The sequence below is a fragment of the Pseudomonas sp. CBC3 genome, from assembly GCF_037967085.1.
Lineage (GTDB): Bacteria > Pseudomonadota > Gammaproteobacteria > Pseudomonadales > Pseudomonadaceae > Stutzerimonas.
Genome location: NZ_JBANEO010000001.1, coordinates 1524045 through 1542096 on the forward strand (window position 1 = coordinate 1524045; position 18052 = coordinate 1542096).

Consider the following 18052-nt stretch of genomic DNA (forward strand, 5'->3'; position numbering starts at 1 on the left):
GAGGTCGTCATGCAGCCGTTCGCCATCGCCCCCTCCATTCTTTCCGCCAATTTCGCCCGTCTGGGCGAGGAAGTGGACAACGTGCTCGCCGCCGGCGCGGACATCGTCCATTTCGATGTGATGGACAACCACTACGTGCCCAACCTGACCATTGGCCCGATGGTCTGTTCGGCGCTGCGCAAGCACGGCGTTACCGCACCCATCGATGTGCATCTGATGGTCAAGCCGGTGGATCGCATGATTGGCGACTTCCTCGAAGCCGGCGCCAGCTACATCACTTTTCATCCGGAAGCCTCCGAGCACATCGACCGCTCGCTGCAATTGATCAAGGATGGCGGCGCCAAGGCCGGCCTGGTATTCAACCCGGCGACGCCGCTGGACGTGCTCAAGTACGTCATGGACAAGGTCGACATGATCCTCCTGATGAGCGTGAACCCCGGTTTCGGTGGGCAGAAGTTCATCCCCGGCACCTTGGACAAGCTGCGTGAAGCGCGTGCGTTGATCGAGGCCAGCGGCCGGGAGATCCGCCTGGAGATCGACGGTGGCGTCAATCCCAAGAACATCCGCGAGATCGCCGCGGCAGGCGCCGATACTTTCGTCGCCGGGTCGGCGATTTTCAATCAGCCGGACTACAAGGCAGTGATCGACCAGATGCGTGCCGAACTGGCGCTGGCGCGCCCATGACCCGTATCGAGCAACTCTTCGATGGACAGCTGCCGCGCCTGGTGATGTTCGATTTGGACGGCACGTTGATGGATTCAGTGCCGGATCTGGCTGCTGCGGTGGACAAGATGCTGATGCTGCTGGGGCGCGAACCTGCCGGTGTGGCACGGGTGCGCGACTGGGTCGGCAATGGCTCGAAGGTTCTGGTACGTCGCGCGTTGGCCGGTCAGTTGCAGCATGACGGCGTCGCCGATGAGCTGGCCGACGAGGCGCTGGCGCTGTTCATGCAGGCTTACGCCGGTGGGCATGAGCTGACCACCGTCTATCCTGGCGTCGTTGAATGCTTGGACTGGCTGCGTGAGCGCGATGTGAAGCTGGCGATCATCACCAATAAGCCGGCGCAGTTCATCGAACCACTGTTAGAAGAGAAGGGCCTTGCGGGTTATTTCCAATGGCTGGTTGGCGGCGACACGCTGCCTCAGCAGAAACCCGACCCGGCGGCGCTGTTGTGGGTCATGGACAAGGCGGGCGTGACGGCCGAGCAATCGCTGTTCGTTGGCGATTCGCGCAACGATGTCCGGGCTGCCAGGGCTGCGGAGGTCCGTTGCGTCGCGCTCAGCTACGGTTACAACCATGGCGAACCCATCGCCAATGAGCAGCCCGCGCTGGTGCTCGACGGCCTGCGCGAGCTGGTTGCTTCGGCTTCGGGGCTGCGCTAGTGTGGCCTCTGTTCCGCAGATCCCGAAAATCCCGCAGACGAGATCAGATCGTGGTGGTCACCCGCAAGCAATGGATGAATGTCATCAAGGCCCTGGCCCGTTGGCGCTGGCGCGCCTGACATTTCCTGCCGGCACGCCCGGTACGTTTGCACGATTCGACCAGTAGCTCCTCCGACCACGAGGCTGACATGACCCGCGAAGAATTCCTGCGTTTGGCCGCCGAAGGCCACAACCGCATCCCGCTGTCGTTCGAAACCATCGCCGATTTCGACACGCCGCTGACGCTCTATCTCAAGCTCGCTGATGCGCCCAACTCCTACTTGCTCGAATCCGTGCAGGGCGGGGAGAAGTGGGGGCGATATTCGATCATTGGCCTGCCGTGCCGCACGGTGTTACGGGTGCAGGATCACCGCATCAGCGTTACCACCGATGGCATCGAGACCGAGAGCTGCGAGGTCGATGACCCGTTGGCCTTCGTCGAAGCCTTTCAGCAGCGCTATCGCGTGGCGCCGGTCGAGGGGCTGCCACGCTTCAATGGCGGGTTGGTCGGCTATTTCGGCTACGACAGCGTTCGCTATGTAGAGCGCAAGCTGGCGCAGTGCCCTAACTCCGATCCGCTGGGAACGCCCGATATTCTTTTAATGGTGTCCGACGCAGTGGTCGTGTTCGACAATCTGGCCGGCAAACTGCATTGCATCGTGCTGGTCGATCCGGCTCAGCCAGAGGCCTACGAGGCTGGGCAGGCGAAGCTGCAAGCGCTACGCGAAAAACTGCGTCAGCCGATTACGCCGCGTTTGGGCCTGGACTTTGAAAAGAGTGGCGGCACCGAGCCGACGTTCCGCTCCAGCTTCAGTCGCGAGGACTACGAGCAGGCCGTCCACCGCATCAAGGACTACATCCTCGCGGGCGACTGCATGCAGGTGGTTATCTCCCAGCGCATGTCGATTCCGTTCAAGGCCGCGCCGATCGATCTCTACCGCGCGCTGCGTTGCTTCAACCCGACGCCCTATATGTACTTCTTCAATTTTGGCGATTTCCACGTGGTGGGCTCGTCGCCGGAAGTACTGGTGCGTGTCGAGGAAGGCCTGGTCACGGTCCGACCGATCGCCGGTACTCGCCCGCGTGGCGCTAATGAGGAAGCTGACTTGGCGCTGGAGCAGGATCTGCTCAGCGACGCCAAGGAGCTGGCCGAGCACCTGATGCTGATCGACCTGGGGCGCAACGACGTGGGTCGCGTCGCCGAGAACGGCTCGGTGCGGCTGACCGAAAAAATGATCATCGAGCGCTACTCCAATGTCATGCACATCGTCTCCAACGTCACCGGCCAGCTCAAGGCACCGTTGACTGCCATGGATGCATTGCGCGCGATCCTGCCGGCGGGCACCTTGTCCGGTGCGCCGAAAATTCGCGCCATGGAAATCATCGATGAGCTGGAGCCGGTGAAACGTGGCGTCTATGGCGGCGCGGTCGGCTATCTTGCCTGGAACGGCAACATGGACACCGCGATTGCGATTCGCACCGCCGTGATCAAGGACGGCGAGCTGCACGTGCAGGCGGGCGCCGGCATCGTCGCCGACTCGCAGCCAGCGCTGGAGTGGGAAGAAACGCTCAACAAGCGCCGCGCCATGTTCCGCGCGGTGGCCCTGGCTGAACGCGACCAGCAGGAGAACTGATCATGCTGTTGATGCTCGATAACTACGATTCCTTTACTTACAACGTCGTGCAGTACCTCGGCGAGCTTGGCGCGGACGTCAAAGTGGTGCGCAACGACGAGCTGAGCGTGGCCGAAATCGAAGCCCTGAACCCCGAGCGCATCGTTGTCTCGCCCGGCCCCTGCACGCCAAACGAGGCGGGCGTTTCGCTGGAGCTGATTCGCCATTTTGCGGGCAAGCTGCCGATTCTGGGCGTCTGCCTCGGGCACCAGAGCATCGGTCAGGCCTTCGGCGGTGATGTGGTGCGTGCGCGACAGGTGATGCACGGCAAGACCAGCCCAGTCTTCCATCACAACGCCGGAGTATTCGCCGAGCTGAACAATCCGCTGACGGTCACCCGTTACCACTCGCTGGTGGTCAAGCGCGAGACGCTTCCCGATTGTCTGGAGATCACCGCCTGGACCCAGAACGAGGACAGCGGTATCGATGAAATCATGGGCCTGCGGCATAAGACGCTGAACGTCGAGGGCGTGCAGTTCCATCCTGAGTCCATCCTGACCGAGCAGGGCCATGAACTGTTCGCCAATTTTCTGAAGCAGACCGGAGGCGTGCGCTGATGGATATCAAGGAAGCCCTGAGTCGCATCGTCGGCCAGCTGGATCTATCCACTGAGGAAATGAAAGCCGTCATGCGCCAGATCATGACCGGCCAGTGCACCGATGCGCAGATCGGCGCGTTCCTCATGGGGATGCGCATGAAGAGCGAAACCATCGACGAGATCGTCGGTGCCGTGCAGGTGATGCGCGAGCTTGCCGAACCGGTGCATTTCGATACCCATCGTCTGGTGGATACCTGTGGCACCGGGGGCGACGGGATGAATATCTTCAACGTCTCGACCGCCGCTGCGTTCGTTGTCGCAGCCGCTGGTGGCAAAGTGGCCAAGCATGGAAACCGCGCGGTGTCGGGCAAGAGCGGCAGCGCCGATCTGCTCGAAGCGGCGGGTGTGTATCTGGACCTGACGCCTGAGCAGGTCTCGCGCAGCGTGGATACGGTCGGTGTTGGCTTCATGTTCGCGCCGGCGCATCACGGTGCGATGAAGTTCGCCGCCGCGCCCCGCCGCGAACTGGGGCTGCGCACGCTGTTCAATATTCTCGGACCGATGTCCAATCCGGCCGGGGTGAAGCATCAGGTGCTCGGGGTGTTCAGCAAGGAACTCTGCCGACCGATGGCCGAGGTGCTGGCGCGTCTGGGCAGCAAGCATGTGCTGGTCGTACATGCACAAGACGGTCTCGATGAAATAAGTCTGGCGGCGCCGACTCATGTCGCCGAGCTGAAGAATGGTGAGATCACCGAATACCGCATCCAGCCGGAAGATTTTGGCATCAAGAGCCAGAGCCTGATCGGCCTGAACGTCGAGGATGCTCAGGGTTCGCTGACGTTGATCCGGGATGCGCTGGGCCGGCGAAAAACCGAAAACGGTCAGAAGGCTGCCGACATGATCGTGCTGAATGCCGGCGCCGCGCTTTACGCGGCCGATGTCGCAGGCACGCTGAAAGAGGGCGTCGAGCTGGCGCATGACGCACTGCACACCGGTCTGGCACGGGACCGGTTGGAAGAACTGGTGTCCTTTAGCGCGATATTCAGGCAGGAGAAATCGCAATGAGCAGTGTGCCGACAGTTCTAGAAAAGATCATCACCCGCAAGCATGAGGAAGTGGCCGAACGCCGTGCTCGTGTCGGTCTGGATGAGCTCGAGCGGCTGGCGGCTGCGGCAAACCCCGTTCGTGGTTTCGCCCGGAGCTTGCAGGAGCAGGCTCGTAATAAGCAGCCGGCAGTCATCGCCGAAGTAAAGAAAGCCTCGCCAAGCAAAGGCGTGCTGCGCGAGGACTTCGTACCCGCCGACATCGCCAGGAGTTACGAGGCTGGCGGTGCGACCTGCCTGTCGGTGCTGACCGACATCGATTTCTTTCAGGGGGCCGATGAGTATCTCAAGCAGGCCCGCGCTGCGTGCACGCTACCGGTGATCCGCAAGGACTTCATGGTCGATCCTTATCAAGTGGTCGAGGCGCGGGCGCTGGGGGCCGATTGTATTTTGCTGATCGTCGCGGCGCTGGAAGACGCGCAGATGGGCGAACTGGCTGATGCGGCAAAGGCTCAGGGGCTTGATGTGTTGGTTGAGGTGCATGACGGAGCGGAGCTGGATCGGGCTTTGCGCCTCGAGACCCCTTTGCTCGGGATCAACAACCGTAACCTGCACACCTTCGAACTCAGCTTGGAAACCACACTCGATCTGCTGCCTCGTGTGCCTCGCGACCGTCTGGTGGTAACCGAGAGCGGGATTCTTCATCGTGCCGATGTAGAGCTGATGGAGATTAATGAGGTGTACGCATTTCTAGTGGGCGAAGCTTTCATGCGCGCCGAAGAACCTGGCGTCGAGCTGCAGCGTTTGTTCTTTCCAGGGCGCTCCCGCCCGCGTCCGGTCAGTGATCCGGAGTAACGGCGGGGAATTTGAAAAGCCGGCCTTGAGCCGGCTTTTTCAATGCTGAGCGGCGCTCAGCGAGTACCAAAGACCACCATGGTCTTGCCCTTGACGTGCACAAGGCCTTGGGATTCCAGGCTCTTGAGTACGCGTCCGACCATCTCCCTGGAACAGCCGACGATGCGGCCTATTTCCTGACGAGTGATCTTGATCTGCATGCCATCGGGATGCGTCATCGCATCGGGCTGCTTGCAAAGGTCGAGCAAGGTGCGGGCGACGCGGCCGGTCACGTCGAGGAACGCCAGATCACCTACTTTGCGGGTGGTGTTGCGCAAACGTTCGGCCATCTGACTGCCGAGCGCGTAGAGGATGTCAGGATCCTGCTGTGTCAGTTCACGGAACTTAGCGTAGCTCAGTTCGGCGACCTCGCATTCGGTCTTTGCGCGTACCCACGCGCTACGCTCCTTCTCCGAGCCCTCCTTTTCGAATAGCCCCATCTCGCCGAAGAAATCTCCGGAGTTGAGGTAGGCGATGATCATTTCACGACCATCGTCATCTTCGATCAGGATAGTGACCGAGCCTTTCACAATGAAAAAGAGCGTCTCGCTTCGATCACCCGCGTAGATGATGGTGCTCTTGGCGGTATAGCGACGGCGGTGACAGTGTGCGAGTAGTTTGTCGATGTTCTTGATCTTGGGCGTGAGTGTAATAGCGACCATGCTGTAGTCCCGGAAGATATCCAATAGAAGGCAGATTCTTATTATGTGTGACTGAGTTCTGTTGTCAGCGCCGAGGGAGCTTAACAGACCGGTTCGTGTCGACAACAAAACTGCGACACGAATATCAACTTCAACGCATTCATTTCGTCGGATTGGTGTGCCCGGTCGCAAACATCGGTCATGTTAAGCTTCGCTCTTTTTAATCGGAGTCTATCGATGAAAGCGCGCATACAGTGGGCCGGCGAAGCGATGTTTCTTGGCGAGTCGGGCAGTGGTCATGTCGTGGTGATGGACGGACCTCCGGAAAACGGCGGGCGCAATCTCGGCGTTCGTCCTATGGAAATGCTTCTGCTGGGGCTCGGTGGTTGCAGTAACTTCGATGTGGTAAGCATTCTGAAGAAGTCCCGTCAGGCAGTGGAAAGCTGCGAAGCCTTCCTTGAGGCGGAGCGTGCCGATGAGGATCCGAAGGTTTTTACCAAGATCCACCTGCGTTTTGTCGTAAAGGGCCGTGGTCTGAAAGAGGCGCAGGTCAAGCGTGCCGTGGAGCTGTCGGCAGAAAAATACTGCTCTGCATCGATCATGCTCGGGCGTGCGGGTGTGGAAATCAGTCACGAGTACGAGATCGTCGAACTCGGCTGATGGTCGGGCAGCGATGCGCCCGCCGCCGGCGTGTTGTCCCGAGATGCTCGTCGGCACTGGCACCGCAAGCGATCACTCTGCATAATGCGCGCCCCGTTTTTACGGGGCCGTTTCTTAGAACACAGCACAGTCGCAAATGCGAAGAGGTGTATACCGTCCTACGCAGATACAGGGTATCTGACGGGCATGCTCAATCACGCGGTAAGCCGCATCAATGAGAGTTTCCAATGGTGAAAAGCAAACTCAAGCTCCACGGGTTCAATAACCTGACGAAGTCCTTGAGCTTCAATATTTACGACATCTGCTATGCCGAAACGCAGGAAGACCAGCAGGCGTATGTACAGTACATCGACGAACAGTATGACGCGGAGCGGCTGACGCAGATTCTGACCGATGTCGTGGACATCATTGGTGCCAACATTCTTAACATTGCGCGGCAGGATTACGAGCCGCAGGGCGCGAGCGTGACCATCCTTATCTCGGAGCAGCCCGTTACTCCGACAGATAGCCAGATCGAGGAATCCCCCGGTCCGTTGCCCGATACTATCCTGGCGCACTTGGACAAGAGCCACATTACGGTTCACACCTACCCCGAAATCCATCCTGTCGACGGTATCGCGACCTTCCGTGTGGATATCGACGTTTCCACCTGTGGCGTCATCTCACCGCTCAAGGCGCTCAATTATCTGATTCACCAGTTCGATTCGGATATCGTCACTGTCGATTATCGGGTGCGCGGTTTCACTCGCGATGTAGAAGGCAAGAAGCACTTCATCGATCACGAGATCAACTCGATTCAGAACTATCTCTCCGAAGACACTCGCTCGGCCTATCAGATGACCGACGTCAACGTTTATCAGGAGAATCTGTTTCACACCAAGATGCTGCTGAAAGACTTCGAGCTGGAGAACTATCTGTTCGGTGACGCCACTAGCAATCTTCTGCCGGAGCAGCGTAAGCAGGTGGAAGACCGTTTGCGTCACGAGATGCTGGAAATCTTCTACGCTCGCAATATGCCGGGCTCACAGCGATAAGCTGATAAACCCGCTGCGCGCTGCAAGGTCGGAAAAGGCTGTCGCGAGGCGGCCAGCCTCAAGAAGGAGCTCAAGCTGGAGGGCAAGCGTTCCTCAGCTTGAGCCAGCTTCAGCTCAGATCCGGTAGGTAGTTTTGGTCATGACCTTGGCCATCAGACTCATGCCGAATTTGATGGGTGCCGGGAAGCGCAAGCCACCGGCATCGAGAGCGGCGGTCGAATGCTGCGCTTCGTCCGTACGCATCTGCTCCAGAATGGCTCGGGATTTCTCGTCACTCGCCGGGATCTGCTCCAGGTGCTCGTCGAGATGCTTGCAGACTTGATCCTCGGTCGCGGCAACGAAGCCCAGGCTGATCCGGTCGCTGATCAGGCCAGCAGACGCGCCGATGCCGAACGACAGACCATAAAACAGCGGGTTGAGCACACTGGTATGGCTGCCCAGTTGGTGGATGCGCTGTTCGCACCAGGCCAGATGGTCGATTTCTTCATCGGCAGCTCGCTCCATCGCTTCGCGCACTCTCGGTAATCGCGCCGTCAATGCCTGCCCCTGATACAGCGCCTGTGCGCAGACTTCGCCGGTGTGATTGATCCGCATCAGACCGGCAACGTGACGCGCTTCGCTGTCGCTCAGCTCGGTCTCGTTCTTCAATACCGCAGGTGTAGGGCGGTGGGGCTGGCCGCTGAAGGGGAGTAGCGTTCGCAATGCCGCATCGGCTTGCATCAGCAGGCGGTCGGCAGGGGAGTATTGGCGTTGGTTGGGCATTTCGCCTCCAAGTGATTCGGAGCAGCCTTGATGTGATCGGAAATGGTGCGGACGAGTTCGCGATCAGCCCGGCGGCCAATGCATCTGACGCTGGCCGAGCACATGCATATGTATGTGGTAGACCGTCTGGCCCCCGAGGTCGTTGCAGTTCATCACGACACGAAAACCATCCTGACAGCCCTGTTCTTCGGCGAGACGCTGAGCCGTGAAAAGGATATGACCAGCGAGCGCTTTGTCATCATCTTCGCTCAGGTCATGGAGGGTCGCGATGTGCTTCTTCGGAATGACGAGGAAGTGTACGGGCGCCTGCGGCGCGATGTCATTGAAGGCGACGACCTGATCATCTTCATAAAGCTTGTGCGCGGGGATATCCCCAGCCACGATCTTGCAGAACAGACAATCCATGGCGTTTCTCCAGCATGGGAACGATTGGGCAGTGTAACAGGCGCTTTTGCGGTAGGTCAGCCGCTACAGGGAGGTAACGCATGAAGAACGACATCCGTGATCTGGTGCTGGTGCTTGAATCAAGGGTCCGATTGGTTGTGATCGAATCCTGGGATGAGCGGCGGGTGCTTGAAACCCTGACTGGGCTGGCTGTCAGCCGCGGTCTCGCGTTTCACCTCTGGTCCGTCACCGAGGGACTCAGGCATCTGGCGTTCGGCGGTGAGGCGCTGGATGCAGGCGAAAGCTGCTCGGTGGAAGTCGCGTTGAAGCGCGTCAAGCATGATCCGCTAGGCAATCTCTATGTGTTCTGCGATATGCATCCGTTTCTCGATGAGCCACGCGTGGTGCGGCTATTGAAAGAAATCGCCATGGCGCAGGGGCCGACGGCACCGACGCTGGTGCTGGTGTCGCATGCATTCAAACTGCCGGCGGAGGTTCAGCGATATGCAGCTCGGTTCAGTCTGAGCCTGCCCTCCGAAGAGGAGTTGTTGAGCATCGTGCGCGACGAGGCGACGCGTTGGAGCGAGCGCAATCGCGGGATGCGGGTGCGCACCGATAACCGCACGCTGCAGCAGGTCGTGAAGAATCTGCGGGGCCTTAGCCACGCTGAGGCTAGCAGTCTGGCGCATAGCTTGGTCTGTGATGACGGAGCTATTACTCAAGACGATCTGCCGGAGCTCAATCGCAAGAAGTTCGAGCTGCTCGACATGGATGGCGTACTCGGTTTCGAGCACGAGACAGCACGCTTTGCTGATGTTGGCGGGTTGGGTAATTTCAAGCGTTGGCTGGGCGAGCGCAGGGCGGCCTTTTTTGCTGGTAACAGGTCCGATATGCCTCGCGGAGTGATGCTCGTCGGGGTGCAGGGCGGCGGCAAGAGTATGGCCGCCAAAGCGGTGGCGGGGCTTTGGGGCTTGCCTTTGCTGCGCCTGGACTTCGGTTGTCTGTACAACAAGTTCTTCGGAGAGACCGAGCGTAATCTGCGGGAGGCGCTGAAGCTGGCCGAGCAGATGGCGCCTTGCGTGTTGTGGATGGATGAGCTGGAAAAGGGCCTCGCCACTGGAGATATGGATAGCGGCGTCAGTCAGCGGGTGTTGGGTACCTTGCTTACCTGGATGGCTGAGCGTGACGCACCGGTGTTCATGGTGGCGACCGCCAACGCGGTGGATCGCCTTGCGCCGGAGCTGTTGCGCAAGGGGCGCTTCGATGAGCTGTTCTTTGTCGATCTGCCCGATGAGGCGATTCGTGCCGAAATCTTCCGCACTCATCTGGCGCGGCGCGAGCTGGATGCTGGCTGTTTCGATCTGCCGAATCTGGCCAATGCTTGCGATGGTTTCTCCGGTGCCGAGATCGAGCAGGTAGTGGTCTCGGCCGTTTACGCCGGGCAGGCGCAATCCCGCGAACCGGATCAAGCCATGATGCTTGAATGCATCCGGGCGACGTCGCCGCTTTCAGTCGTGATGGCTGAAGCGCTGGATGATCTGCGTAGTTGGGCTTCGGGGCGCACGGTAGTGGCCTGATTGGTTCGGCCTCGCAGGCGCTTTGTCGCGTGGCAACGCAGCGAGAACTCTGCGACTGCCCGGTATGGCGGTGAGCCGAGTGATTCATTTATCGGTCCCCGCGTTGCGGTATCGCTAATCCGGAATTGAGCAGCCTTGCTACTGCTCGAGCCCAGCCTTGCGAAACGACTGGCGTGGCTATTACCGCTGCCAATGCTGGGCGAGCCGTGTCGCCTGGCGATGGGCTTCACGGTATTCGCGATCCAGGCGGGCGATCAGTTCTTCGGCGCTCGGCACGTCATTTATCTCGCCGACTCCCTGGCCTGCGGACCAGACGGTTTTCCATGCTTTGGCTTCATCGCTTACCGGTTTGAGCTTTTCGCCGTAGTCCATTTTGCCTGTCGATCGCAGACGTTCCTCATCGTAGCCGGCTTGCTGCAGGCTTTGGCGCAGAAAGCTCGCCGGTACACCTGACACTGCGGCGGTGTGCACGATATCCGCCGCGTGGGCCTGCAACAGCATCTGCTTGTATTCGTCAGAGGCCTGGCTTTCGCGGCTGGCGATAAAGCGCGTTCCCATATACGCAAGATCAGCGCCCAGCATCTGCGCCGCGAATATTTCGTGGCCATGACTGAGGCAGCCAGACAGCAACAGGGTTTTATCGAAGAACTGGCGGATCTCGGCGATCAGCGCGAAAGGACTCCACGTGCCGGCATGACCACCGGCCCCGGCCGCAACCGCAATCAGGCCATCGACACCGGCTTCGGCGGCTTTTTCCGCATGCCGGCGCGTGGTGACGTCATGAAAGACCAGACCGCCATAGCTGTGTACGGCGTCCACTAGTTCTTTCACGGCGCCGAGACTGGTGATGACGATCGGCACCCGCTGGTCCACGCAGATCGCAAGGTCTGCCTGCAACCGCGGGTTGCTGTGATGCACGATCAGGTTGACGGCATATGGCGCAGGCTTCTGCATGGGTGAGAGATGCTCGTCGATTTCCTGTAACCAATCACGAAATCCGCTGCTCTCCCGCTGATTAAGTGCTGGAAAGCTGCCCACTACGCCGTTGCGGCAGCAGGCCGCCACGAGCGATGGGTTGGATACCAGAAACATGGGCGCGGCCACTAGAGGCAGACGCAGACTTTCCTCAAGAAGTGCTGGTAGCGACATGACGGTTCCTATCGATTTCAGAATGGTTTGACGACCACTAGAATCACAATGGCCAGCAACAGCAACACCGGAAACTCATTGAACCAACGATAGAACACGTGACTGCGCGTATTCTCGTTGCGTGCGAAGCGCTTCAGCTGGGCGCCGCAGATGTGGTGATAGCCAATCAGCAAGACAACCAGTGCGAGTTTGGCATGCAGCCAGCCGCCGGTACTGAACAGCGTGGGGTTCAGCGCGATCATTCCTATTCCGAACAGGAGCGTGGCGATCATTGAGGGCATCATGATGCCCCGATAGAGCTTTCTCTCCATTACCTGGAATCGTTCACGGCTGGTCGCGTCCTCACTCATGGCGTGATAGACGAACAACCTTGGCAAATAGAACAGCCCGGCGAACCAGCAGACGATCGCAACGATGTGCAGGGCTTTCAGCCATAGATAGAGCATTCAGGGAGTCCTTGGTATGAAAATCGGTCTGATAGTAGTGGCATGACTGTCGTCGCGTCACCTGAGTGGTTGGCCCTGAACGCGGGCACCTTTATCATCGTCGTTCTTTTTCATCCAGTGCGCGAGGCAGCTCATGGTCAAAGTCGGAATCGTTGGCGGTACAGGCTACACCGGAGTTGAACTGCTGCGTCTGTTGGCGCAACACCCCCAAGCCGAAGTAGCTGTAATCACCTCTCGCTCCGAGAACGGGGTTAAGGTCACGGATATGTATCCGAACCTGCGAGGCCACTATGACGAGCTGGCCTTCAGCGTGCCTGATACCGCAACGCTCGGCTCTTGCGATGTGGTTTTTTTCGCAACTCCCCATGGCGTCGCTCATGCGTTGGCGGCTGAACTGCTGGATGCGGGGACCAGAGTCATCGATCTGTCAGCGGACTTCCGCCTTCAGGATGCCGATGAATGGGCCAAGTGGTATGGCCAGCCGCATGGCGCGCCGGCTCTGTTACCCGAAGCCGTTTATGGTCTGCCGGAGGTCAATCGAGAGCAGATCAAGGGTGCTCGGTTGATCGCCGTCCCCGGTTGTTATCCGACCGCTACCCAGCTCGGCTATCTGCCTCTCCTCGAAAACGGCCTGGCGGACGCATCGCGCCTGATCGCCGACTGCAAATCGGGCGTCAGTGGTGCCGGGCGCGCCGCGAAAATCGGTTCTCTGTTCACCGAGGCGGGCGAAAGCATGATGGCTTATGCAGTTAAAGGTCATCGCCACCTGCCTGAAATCACCCAGGGCTTGCGCCGCGCAGCCAAAGGGAATGTGGGGCTGACTTTCGTTCCTCATCTCACGCCGATGATCCGCGGTATCCATGCCACGCTCTACGCAACGGTGGCAGACACCACGGTAGATTTGCAGGCGCTTTATGAGCAGCGCTACGCCAATGAGCCGTTTGTCGACGTGATGCCTGCCGGTAGCCATCCTGAAACCCGTAGCGTGCGTGGCGCCAACGTGTGCCGCATCGCCGTCCATCGTCCACAAGGCGGCGACTTGGTTGTCGTGCTATCGGTCATCGACAATCTGGTCAAAGGTGCTTCTGGTCAGGCGCTGCAGAACATGAACATTGTCTTCGGGCTGGATGAGCGGCTCGGCTTGAGCAACGCGGCGCTGCTGCCTTGATCAATGCCGTCAGTCGCGCTGTTCAAGCGCGGGCATCTCACGGGTTGCTCAAGGATGAATAGTTGACCATTTTTGTAGGGAAAGCCGATAATGCCGCGTCAACGCAGTAATGAGCGCTCCCGCGCTAGGAGAACCGAATGAGTGTCGAATCCTTCACGCCCACCGCGATTCAGTTCAGTCAGGGTGCCGCGAGTAAGGTGAAGAGTCTGGTCGATGAAGAGGGTAATCCGCGACTGAAGTTGCGTGTCTTCGTTACAGGTGGCGGCTGCTCTGGTTTTCAATACGGCTTCACCTTCGATGAAGACCTTGCCGAAGATGACACCATCATCGAGCGCGAGGGTGTGAGTCTTGTGGTGGATCCGATGAGCTACCAGTATCTCGCCGGGGCCGAAGTCGACTATCAGGAAGGCTTGGAAGGCTCTCGCTTCATTATCAAGAACCCGAACGCCACGACGACCTGTGGTTGCGGACAGTCCTTCTCGATCTAATGCGTGTTCGCAAAAAACAAAAAACACCGTGCCTGGCACGGTGTTTTTGTTTGTCCGTCGCGATGATGAACGGTGGGCGTCAGGCGGGGTAGATTGCGCCCAATATTCGCGCTCCTCGAGCGCCCGTCACGCTTGGCCGGTTGGCGGGGATGCCTTCCAGGCAGCAGTGCGCTAGCCAGGCGAATGCCATGGCTTCGATCCAGTCTGGCTCTACACCATAATCAGTAGTGCTTGTTACCAGGCATGTCGGTAACAGGTCTCGCAGCCTTTGCATCAGCGCTGCGTTGTGCGCGCCCCCGCCGCAAACCAAGACGTCTTGCGTTTCCGGTTGGCTGGCAAGCAGCGAGTCGCGGATGCTTCGTGCCGTCAGCTCCAACAAGGTAGCTTGGACGTCGGCAGCAGCCATATCCGAATATGAAGCGAGGTGGGTATCCAGCCAGGGCAGATTGAACAATTCGCGTCCGGTGCTTTTCGGACCCTGCGCAGCGAAGAATTTGTCATCTAGCAGTTTCGCAAGCAGCTGCGCGTGTACTTTGCCGGTGGAAGCCCAATCGCCATTTCGATCATATGCCAGGCCTTGGTGGCGTTGGATCCAGGCATCCAGTAGCACGTTGCCAGGGCCGCAATCGAATCCATGAGTTGTTGTGCTGGGGTTGAGCAAGCTGAGATTGCTGAACCCGCCGATATTCAGTGCTGCGCGGATTCGCGTCGTGTCGCTGAACATGGCTTCATGGAATGCAGGTACTAAAGGGGCGCCTTGGCCGCCGGCTGCCATGTCGCGTCGACGAAAATCGGCTACAACACTTATGCTGGTCAGCTCCGCCAGCAAAGGTGGATGGCCAATCTGGATGGTGAAGCCGCGTTGCGGTTCGTGTCGGATCGTTTGCCCGTGACTTCCAATGGCTCGAATGGCTTTAGCATCCATCTGAGCCTTGCCGAGCAGCTTGTTTACTCCACTGCTTGCGAGCTCAGCCCACGCTTGTTCAGCCATTGCAGCCCGAGCCAACTCATTGGGTCCGGGCGAGCAAAGATCAAGCAGGTCCTGCTTAAGCTGCTGCGGCATTGCCTCATAGTGCGTACCGATCAAGGTTGTCCGGTCGTTCTGCTCTATCAGCGCGAAGTCCAGACCATCCAGACTGGTGCCTGACATGAGGCCTATGTAAAACGGCATTATTGCGTGTTCTGCATCGCCAGCATGGTTGCACGCTCTTCGTCCATGCGTGCCATCAGCGGCTTGCTCAACTGCACGAAGCGCTGTTTTTCGTTGTTTGCAATTGGATCTGCCATGGGCAACTTCAGGCCCAATGGATCGACATGCACGCCATCGACTTGAAATTCGTAATGCAAGTGCGGGCCGGTCGACAGGCCCGTCGTTCCGATGTATCCGATGATCTGACCCTGCTTGACCGACGATCCGCTGCGTACGCCTTTGGCGAAGCCCTGCATGTGGGCATACAGAGTTCGGTAGCGGTTGCCGTGCTGAATGACTACGGTATTACCATAACCACCCTTACGGCCTGCAAGCAGTACCTTGCCGTCACCTGCGCTCTTGATCGGAGTGCCTCGCGGAGCAGCGTAGTCCACGCCTTTATGGGCGCGAATCTTATTCAGAATCGGGTGTTTGCGCCCATTGGAAAAGCGCGAGCTGATGCGAGCGAAATCTACCGGTGTACGGATGAAAGCCTTGCGCATGCTCTGGCCGTCGGCGGTGTAATAACTGCTAGTGCCCTGCTTGTTGGTGTAGCGGACTGCGGTATAGCTCTTGCCTCGGTTCGTGAAGCGCGCCGCGAGGATGTTTCCGGTTCCGACTTTCTCGCCGGCCACTGTCTTTTCTTCGTATACGACTTCGAAGGAATCGCCCTTGCGTATGTCCATCGCGAAGTCAATGTCGTAACCGAACACGTTGGCTAAATCCATCGTCAGGTTATGACTGAGGCCTGCATGCTTCGCGGCGAGAAACAGGCTGCTTTCGATACGACCATAGGCGTAAGCGGTACTGACGTCTGGCTTCAACTGTTCCTTTTTAAATACATAGCCTGCGCCGGAGCGTACCAACTGCACGCTTTCCAGCTTATTCAGTGGGCTGCGCAGCTGAGCCAAGTTGCCTTGCTCATCGAATTCGAACTCGAGGCGCTGGCCGACCTTAAGGCGAGCAAGCTGCTTCGCCTCCTTGCTGCTCGCCAGTACATCGTGAACGGTGGACTGAGGGAGGCCTACCTTCGCAAATACGGTCGATAGAGTATCTCCATTAGCAACCACCACCTCTTTCACGCGAGGCTTGGCTTCAGCTTCGGCTTCAGTAGTGCCCTGCACTGGCAAAGATGCTTGGAGTTCGGTTTTTTCGATTACGGCAAAGGGCGTCTCGGGTGACTCGTTCAGAAAAGGCTCTTCTTCCGGGGATGCCAGCTCCGAGGTGGTTTCTAGGCGAAGGTCAAGAAAGGTCTTTTTCGCTTCGACTTCACGTGATGGAAATACAAGGAGTGCCAGGCTCAGAAGCGCAGCTACACCGCTCGCAGCCAAGAGATGACTCTTCGGGTAGAGAGGAGCTTTCGATTTTGAATAGGTCATTAGATGTCTGGTGTCTGGCGATATTTTGTACAGGGAAAAATATCTGTCTAAAATATAATCAAAATGCTGTCGAGGCAACCCTTGGTTAGGGCTCGCCGATCATTGACCGAGATTCGAGAACGTTGAATTTTCCCGGCGTTCTTGTAAGGTCTACCGCCTTTGTTTTCTGAATGAGACCTCCGATGCAGTCGGTTCAAAAGCAGTTGTCGATAATCAAGCGGGGCGCTGATGAAGTGCTCGTCGAGGCAGAGCTAGCCAGCAAACTTGAGCGTGGCGTCCCGCTGCGAATCAAGGCTGGTTTCGACCCTACTGCACCGGATTTGCATCTCGGTCATACGGTGCTTATTAATAAGTTGCGTCAATTCCAGGAGCTGGGGCATCAGGTGATCTTCCTTATAGGAGACTTCACCGGAATGATTGGTGACCCTAGTGGCAAAAGCGCAACCCGTCCTCCTTTGACGCGTGACCAGGTTTTGGAGAACGCGGAAACCTATAAGAGTCAAGTCTTCAAGATTCTTGATCCGGCCAAGACCGAGGTCGCCTTCAACTCAAGCTGGATGGATGAGCTGACGCCATCGGATTTTATCCGTCTGGCATCACAGTATACGGTCGCCCGAATGCTGGAGCGTGATGACTTCAGTAAGCGGTACTCGACCAATCAGCCAGTAGCCATTCATGAGTTTCTCTACCCTTTGGTTCAGGGCTATGACTCCGTTGCGCTTCGGGCGGATGTCGAGCTTGGTGGTACGGACCAGAAATTTAATCTCTTGATGGGTCGTGAGCTGCAGCGCTCGTATGGGCAAGAGTCACAATGCATTGTCACGATGCCGCTCCTCGAGGGGCTGGATGGTGTAAAGAAAATGTCCAAGTCGCTCGGCAACTACGTTGGGATCCAGGAGGCGCCGGGTGTCATGTACAGCAAGCTGGTGTCGATCCCTGATGGGCTTATGTGGCGTTACTTCGAGCTGTTGAGTTTCCGCGATATGAGGGAGATCGAAGAGTTCCAGGCGGACGTAGAGCGGGGCGCCAGTCCGCGCGATATAAAGATCAAGCTCGCAGAAGAGATTGTTGCTCGATTTCACGGTGAAGAGGCTGCTGCTACAGCGCATCGCTCCGCAGGCAACAGAATGAAAGACGGCGAACTGCCTGAGGATATCCCAGAGATTGAGCTGCGCTCCGCTGAAGATATGCCTATCGCTTCGGTGCTGAACCGTGCGGGGTTGGTTAAGAATGCGGCGGTGGCGCGTGATCTGCTTGCGTCAGGCAGTGTGCGGGTGGATGGTGAGGTCGTTGGTCGGGAGTTTATCTTCAGGCTCGGTCGCAGCCATGTCTGTCAGGCTGGCAAGAAAGCGTTCGGGCGGATTTCGCTTCTGGCTGATTAAAAGGGCGAAAACGCAGTTGACATGTATTTCTGGGTGCCTATAATGCGCACCTTCTCCGGCGCAGGCCCTTGGCGAAACCTCTTGTAAATCAAGAAGTTATCTAAATCTAGGGCTTGCACGGACGGCGAATTCGAGTAGAATGCGCCGGGCTGGCAGGGTGGTGGTTGAGTCCTGTTGGTGGCTTCGGTCAGGTCGATCGAAAGCGGTTTCACGAGGCGGTTGAC

19 protein-coding genes and 1 pseudogene are annotated in these 18052 nt (G+C 58.3%); 12 read left to right on the forward strand and 8 right to left on the reverse strand.

The window, feature by feature from the left end:
- Positions 1–9: 9 nt before the first annotated feature.
- The 6 genes from rpe (at position 10) to trpC (ending at position 5530) form a co-directional block, all read left to right on the forward strand.
- Positions 10–684, forward strand: coding sequence for a ribulose-phosphate 3-epimerase (gene rpe, locus V6943_RS07020; protein ID WP_340552992.1), 675 nt, complete (start codon positions 10–12; stop codon positions 682–684).
- The gene (locus V6943_RS07025) at positions 681–1382 is read left to right on the forward strand and encodes a phosphoglycolate phosphatase (RefSeq protein WP_131651842.1); all 702 of its coding nucleotides are present in this window, start codon (positions 681–683) and stop codon (positions 1380–1382) included. Before rpe ends, V6943_RS07025 begins: the two co-directional genes overlap by 4 nt.
- Positions 1383–1570: 188 nt before the next feature.
- On the forward strand, positions 1571–3055 hold the full coding sequence (trpE, locus tag V6943_RS07030; RefSeq protein WP_340552993.1) for an anthranilate synthase component I: 1485 nt from the start codon (positions 1571–1573) through the stop codon (positions 3053–3055).
- Positions 3056–3057: 2 nt separating this feature from the next.
- A complete protein-coding gene (locus tag V6943_RS07035; protein WP_131651844.1) occupies positions 3058–3651 on the forward strand; it encodes an aminodeoxychorismate/anthranilate synthase component II in 594 nt (197 codons plus the stop codon).
- Entirely contained in the window at positions 3651–4697 is a 1047-nt protein-coding gene (gene trpD / locus V6943_RS07040; RefSeq protein ID WP_340552994.1) for an anthranilate phosphoribosyltransferase, read from the forward strand. Before V6943_RS07035 ends, trpD begins: the two co-directional genes overlap by 1 nt.
- Complete coding sequence (gene trpC, locus V6943_RS07045; protein WP_340552995.1) at positions 4694–5530, forward strand: indole-3-glycerol phosphate synthase TrpC; 837 nt, start codon at positions 4694–4696, stop codon at positions 5528–5530. The genes trpD and trpC overlap by 4 nt, the downstream gene beginning before the upstream one ends.
- A 56-nt stretch (positions 5531–5586) precedes the next feature.
- Here trpC and crp read toward each other — a convergent pair whose 3' ends face one another.
- Entirely contained in the window at positions 5587–6231 is a 645-nt protein-coding gene (crp, locus tag V6943_RS07050; protein ID WP_045430655.1) for a cAMP-activated global transcriptional regulator CRP, read from the reverse strand.
- 216 nt (positions 6232–6447) lie between these two features.
- On the opposite strand from crp, the gene V6943_RS07055 reads away from it, so the two are divergent.
- Positions 6448–6870, forward strand: coding sequence for an OsmC family protein (locus tag V6943_RS07055; RefSeq protein ID WP_019341349.1), 423 nt, complete (start codon positions 6448–6450; stop codon positions 6868–6870).
- Positions 6871–7100: 230 nt separating this feature from the next.
- Positions 7101–7904, forward strand: a complete 804-nt coding sequence (gene speD / locus V6943_RS07060; protein ID WP_131651860.1) for an adenosylmethionine decarboxylase — start codon at positions 7101–7103, stop codon at positions 7902–7904.
- Between the two features lie 114 nt (positions 7905–8018).
- Here the strand turns inward: speD and coq7 are convergent, their stop codons facing one another.
- The gene (gene coq7, locus V6943_RS07065) at positions 8019–8666 is read right to left on the reverse strand and encodes a 2-polyprenyl-3-methyl-6-methoxy-1,4-benzoquinone monooxygenase (RefSeq protein ID WP_181104454.1); all 648 of its coding nucleotides are present in this window, start codon (positions 8664–8666) and stop codon (positions 8019–8021) included.
- Positions 8667–8729: 63 nt separating this feature from the next.
- Positions 8730–9071: a histidine triad nucleotide-binding protein gene (locus V6943_RS07070; protein WP_131651848.1), complete on the reverse strand. Its 342-nt coding sequence runs from the start codon at positions 9069–9071 to the stop codon at positions 8730–8732.
- A gap of 80 nt (positions 9072–9151) precedes the next feature.
- Between V6943_RS07070 and V6943_RS07075 the strand changes: the two genes are divergently transcribed.
- Positions 9152–10627, forward strand: coding sequence for an AAA family ATPase (locus V6943_RS07075; RefSeq protein WP_340552996.1), 1476 nt, complete (start codon positions 9152–9154; stop codon positions 10625–10627).
- 180 nt (positions 10628–10807) lie between these two features.
- Here V6943_RS07075 and V6943_RS07080 read toward each other — a convergent pair whose 3' ends face one another.
- Positions 10808–11776 (reverse strand): NAD(P)H-dependent flavin oxidoreductase, encoded by a 969-nt coding sequence (locus V6943_RS07080; protein ID WP_340552997.1) that lies wholly within the window; start codon positions 11774–11776, stop codon positions 10808–10810.
- Positions 11777–11793: 17 nt separating this feature from the next.
- Positions 11794–12222, reverse strand: a complete 429-nt coding sequence (gene hemJ, locus V6943_RS07085; protein WP_340552998.1) for a protoporphyrinogen oxidase HemJ — start codon at positions 12220–12222, stop codon at positions 11794–11796.
- 133 nt (positions 12223–12355) lie between these two features.
- Here hemJ and argC point away from each other — a divergent pair, with 133 nt between their 5' ends.
- Positions 12356–13390, forward strand: a complete 1035-nt coding sequence (gene argC, locus V6943_RS07090) for an N-acetyl-gamma-glutamyl-phosphate reductase (RefSeq protein WP_340552999.1) — start codon at positions 12356–12358, stop codon at positions 13388–13390.
- 137 nt (positions 13391–13527) lie between these two features.
- Complete coding sequence (erpA, locus tag V6943_RS07095) at positions 13528–13878, forward strand: iron-sulfur cluster insertion protein ErpA (protein WP_122166900.1); 351 nt, start codon at positions 13528–13530, stop codon at positions 13876–13878.
- 79 nt (positions 13879–13957) lie between these two features.
- Here the strand turns inward: erpA and V6943_RS07100 are convergent, their stop codons facing one another.
- Positions 13958–15049, reverse strand: a complete 1092-nt coding sequence (locus V6943_RS07100; RefSeq protein ID WP_340553000.1) for an anhydro-N-acetylmuramic acid kinase — start codon at positions 15047–15049, stop codon at positions 13958–13960.
- Entirely contained in the window at positions 15049–16446 is a 1398-nt protein-coding gene (locus V6943_RS07105) for a peptidoglycan DD-metalloendopeptidase family protein (protein ID WP_340553001.1), read from the reverse strand. Before V6943_RS07105 ends, V6943_RS07100 begins: the two co-directional genes overlap by 1 nt.
- Positions 16447–16628: 182 nt before the next feature.
- On the opposite strand from V6943_RS07105, the gene tyrS reads away from it, so the two are divergent.
- Positions 16629–17828 (forward strand): tyrosine--tRNA ligase, encoded by a 1200-nt coding sequence (gene tyrS / locus V6943_RS07110; RefSeq protein WP_340553002.1) that lies wholly within the window; start codon positions 16629–16631, stop codon positions 17826–17828.
- Here the strand turns inward: tyrS and V6943_RS07115 are convergent.
- Positions 17825–18052 (reverse strand): annotated as a pseudogene (locus tag V6943_RS07115) (hypothetical protein); the annotation flags it as partial. The gene tyrS and the pseudogene V6943_RS07115 overlap by 4 nt on opposite strands.